Annotated in this window: 2 protein-coding genes; both read right to left on the reverse strand. The window is 67.3% G+C overall.

What is annotated here, in order from left to right:
- The coding region (gene addA / locus EOA22_RS26980; protein WP_127390341.1) for a double-strand break repair helicase AddA at window positions 1–2,765 on the reverse strand (2,765 nt) is incomplete at its 3' end.
- Window positions 2,762–3,823: PD-(D/E)XK nuclease family protein (locus tag EOA22_RS26985; RefSeq protein WP_206521339.1), on the reverse strand; the 1,062-nt coding region annotated here is incomplete at its 5' end. The genes addA and EOA22_RS26985, both read right to left, overlap by 4 nt.

Raw genomic sequence — 3,823 nt, forward strand, 5'->3', positions numbered from 1 at the left:
GCACCTGGCACTCGATCGTCAGCCGCACGCTGCTCGCTCTCCGACGCGCCGATCAGCGCGCGGCTGACGATCGAGTGCCAGGTGCCGGCGTTCGGCGCCCGCTTGCCATGATAGCCGCAGACGATCAGCCGGTCCTCGGCACGGGTCATGCCGACATAGAGCAGCCGGCGGTATTCGTCGTCGGCGAGTTCCCGTGCCCTTGAGGCCGCCGCTTTCGAAAAACCGTTGGCGACCTCGCTGGCCGAGCGCCAGAGATAGCCCTTGCCGTCCCAGTTCGCGCCGGAGCCATCGAAGGGCATCAGGCGCGGCAAATGCTGGTCGCTGAACGGCGCGGAACCGCCATCGACCAGGAACACGACGGGCGCTTCCAAGCCCTTGGCGGCGTGCACGGTCATGACCCGGACCTCGTCGCGGGTCTGGTCCATCTCGCGCTTGATCTCGGGACCGGCGTTTTCCAGTGTCGACAGGAAGGCTTCCAGCCCCGGCAGGCCGGTTCGCTCCTCGGCAAGGCAGAAGCTGAGGAACTCGTCGAGAATATCGCCAGCTTCGGGCCCGAGCCGCGCGATCATCTTGCGGCGCACGCCATCGCGCGCCAGCAGGGCGGCGTAGAATTCGAACACTGGCTTAAACGCGGCTTCGTTCGTCCAGATGTCGACCTGGGCGACGATCTTCGCCAGTCTCTCGCTTTCGCCGGCGTGCTGTCGCAGCGATGCGATCAATGACAGGCCGGCCGGCCTCTGCGCGGCGAGCGTGAAAAGCGCCTCTTCCGGCAGATCGAAGATCGGGCTGCGCAACACGGCGGCAAGCGACAAATCGTCCTGCGGCTGGATGAGGAGGTGACCGAGCGCGATCAGGTCCTTGACCGCGATGTGCCCGGGCAGGCTCAACCGGTCGGCGCCGGCAACCGGAATGTCGCGGCGTTTGAGTGCGCGGGTCAGGGCATGGACGAAGCGATCGCGCTTGCGCACCAGCACCAGCACATCGCCCGGCCGCAGCCGCTTGCCGCGGCCTTCGATGATTTCGCCACTGCCGATCCAGCCGGCGATGGTGGCGGCGACGTTCTCGGCCACGCGCACCGCCGGCGCGTGGGCATGGTCGATGGCTTGCGTCCAGTCGTCGGGCTCATCGACAACATCGGCGCCGACCGACGGCCACACCTCGACATAGCCCGGCGCGTCGGTGCGGATCGCCTGGTGGCGAAGCGGATCGGGATCATGACTGATGCCGCGCCGCACGGCTGGATCGGCGAAGACGCGGTCGACCGCGGTCAGAACATCGTCGGTCGAGCGGAACGACCAGGTCAGCTTGAGGTCGGCGAAGGACGCCTCGGCGTCACGCACTCGTCCGGCAAACAACAGCCGGCTGTCGGCGAAGGAGTCCGGGGCCGCACCCTGGAACGAATAGATCGACTGCTTCTCGTCGCCGACGGCGAACACCGTGCGATGGACCCTGTCGCGTGCGCCAAAGCCGGCAAAGAATTCCTCCGCCAGCCGTTTCACCACTTCCCATTGGTCCGGACTGGTGTCCTGCGCCTCGTCGAGCAGGATGTGGTCGATGCCCTGGTCGAGCTTGTACTGCACCCAGGGGCCGGCGTCCGGCCGCGCCAGCAGGTTGACGGTGCGGGTGATCAGGTCGTTGAAATCGAGGAAGCCGCGGCTGCGCTTGAGCATTTCGTAGCGGGCGATCAGCCAGTCGGCGATGGTCAGCGCGGCAGCCGTGCCTTCAAGCATCCGGAACAGGGCCAGCCGATCGGTGGTTTCGACTATGGCGTTGGCGGCCGAGAGATAACGCTCCGCCAGATCCGGCAACCGGTCGACCAGGGCCTTCTTGAAGGCCTTTGCCGGGTCGTAAGCGTCGCCATCGGTCTTGAGGAAGGCTCGCGCGAGCAGTTGCAGGCGGCGAATGGGATCGCCCTCGGCAAAAGCCTGCCGCGCATAGGGCAGGATGTTGTTCAGTACCGATCTGGCGTCGGTGGCCTCGGCGGCGTGGGCGAAGCCGGCAAAATAGTCGGGCAGGAAGCCCGGCAACGGCCATACCGAAGCGGCTATGCCCTCGGCCGTCTGGCCTGGATGGAAATGGAATTCGTCGAACAGGGCCTGGAAATGCGTGCCATCGCGCCCGACCGCCTCGATGAAATGGCGCAAGCCGTCGCGCTTGCGCACAATCTCACCCAGCAAGGCGTCGAGCCCGGCTTCGCCGCCCCGATCGAGAATGGAGGCAAAAGCCTCGGCCAGATCCCTGTCACCGGCGGACGTGCCCGAAATCATCTCGCGGCGCGCCGCGGCAAACAGCGATGCCTCCATCTGGCCGTCGAGCATCTCGAAATGGGCCGGGATGTTGGCCTCCAGCGGGAACTGGTGCAGCACCGATTCGCAGAAGGCGTGAATGGTCTGGATCTTCAGCCCGCCGGGCGTTTCCAGCGCCTCGGCGAACAGGCGCCGCGCCCGGCGCATGGTCTCGAGATCGGGCCGGCGCCCCTCCAGCGCCTCGACCTTTGCCGCCAGATCCACGTCACCAAGCGTCGTCCACTCCGACAGTGTCGAAAAGACCCGGTTCGACATGTTGGCGGCGGCGGCGCGCGTATAGGTCAGGCACAGGATCTTCGACGGATCGGTGCCGCGCAGCAGCAGCCGGATTACGCGCTGCGCCAGCACATGGGTCTTGCCGGAGCCGGCATTGGCCGACACCCAGGCGGAATTGCCGGGGTCGGCGGCGCGGGCCTGGCTGGTCGCGGTGTCGCTGGGAATGGGATAGGCCTTCTTCATGCCTCCCCTCCCTCGTCGCCGGCATCGCCGCCTGCCGACCATTCGAGCACGCGGGCAAGATGGTCGTAGTCGCCATCCGTCTCGCCTTCGCGGAACGGCAGCGCGCGCGACAGATACCCGGTCGCAGGGTCCGCATAGTGGATCAATAGCTTTTCCAGCCGTGCCCAGGCCTCTTCGGCAAGATCGGTCGCGGTCCGCGGCTGGCGGTTGTGTTCGAGGATGGATTCCTCGAACACCTCGCCATTCGGCTTCAGCCTGATGAAAGCCAGTTGAGAGGGCTCACGCACGCCCAAATCCTTGAAGGCGCCGCGCCTGAGCAGCGCGCCCTCGAGCGCCAGTTGCGGCGCAAGCAGTGTGTGCGCCTGCGCCTTGGACGGCGAGGAGCCGGTCTTGTAGTCCAGTATGTCGGCCATGCCGCCGGCCAGAAGGTCGACGCGGTCGGCGTAGCCGGACAGCGTCACGCCGGACTGGCCGACAACGGTCTTTCCGGCGCGCTCCTCGGCATGGCGCCTTGTCACAGCATCAGCGCGCGTGCGCTCCCACTCGATGATGTTGGCGGCGAGTTTCTCGAAGCGCGGCCACCACACCGCCTCGACGTCGGCCGGAAGGGCGGCTTCGGCAAAGCAGGCGCGGCCGGCGGCGATGAGGCCGGCAAGCGCATCGGGAGCGCGCGGATCGGCGACGCTGCCTGAGAACAGGTGCAGGATGGCGTGAAACAGCGTGCCGCGCTCGGCCGCACCAGGGTCGCGAATAACCGGATCGAGCGGCATCAGGCCGAGGATGCGTCTTGCATAGACGGCGTAGGGGTCACGGCGCAGGGTCTCGATCTCGGTGACCGAGAAATGCGTCGGGCGCACCGACAGCGGCGGCTTCGGCTGCGGCCGTGGCGCGAAATCCTGCCTTGGGCCGGCATCCAGCGCGCGCGCCCAGGCGAGCAGCTCGTCGCCACGCCGGCGCAGCTCCGCTGCCTGGTCGCTGCCGATGAAGGTCAGCAGCCGCTGAAGCCAGCGCGACGGCACGGCGGGTGCATCGCCGGCACGTGCCGAGCGGGACAGCAC

The organism is Mesorhizobium sp. M7A.F.Ca.US.014.04.1.1 (assembly GCF_003998745.1).
In the GTDB taxonomy this organism is placed as follows: Bacteria; Pseudomonadota; Alphaproteobacteria; order Rhizobiales; family Rhizobiaceae; genus Mesorhizobium; species Mesorhizobium ciceri.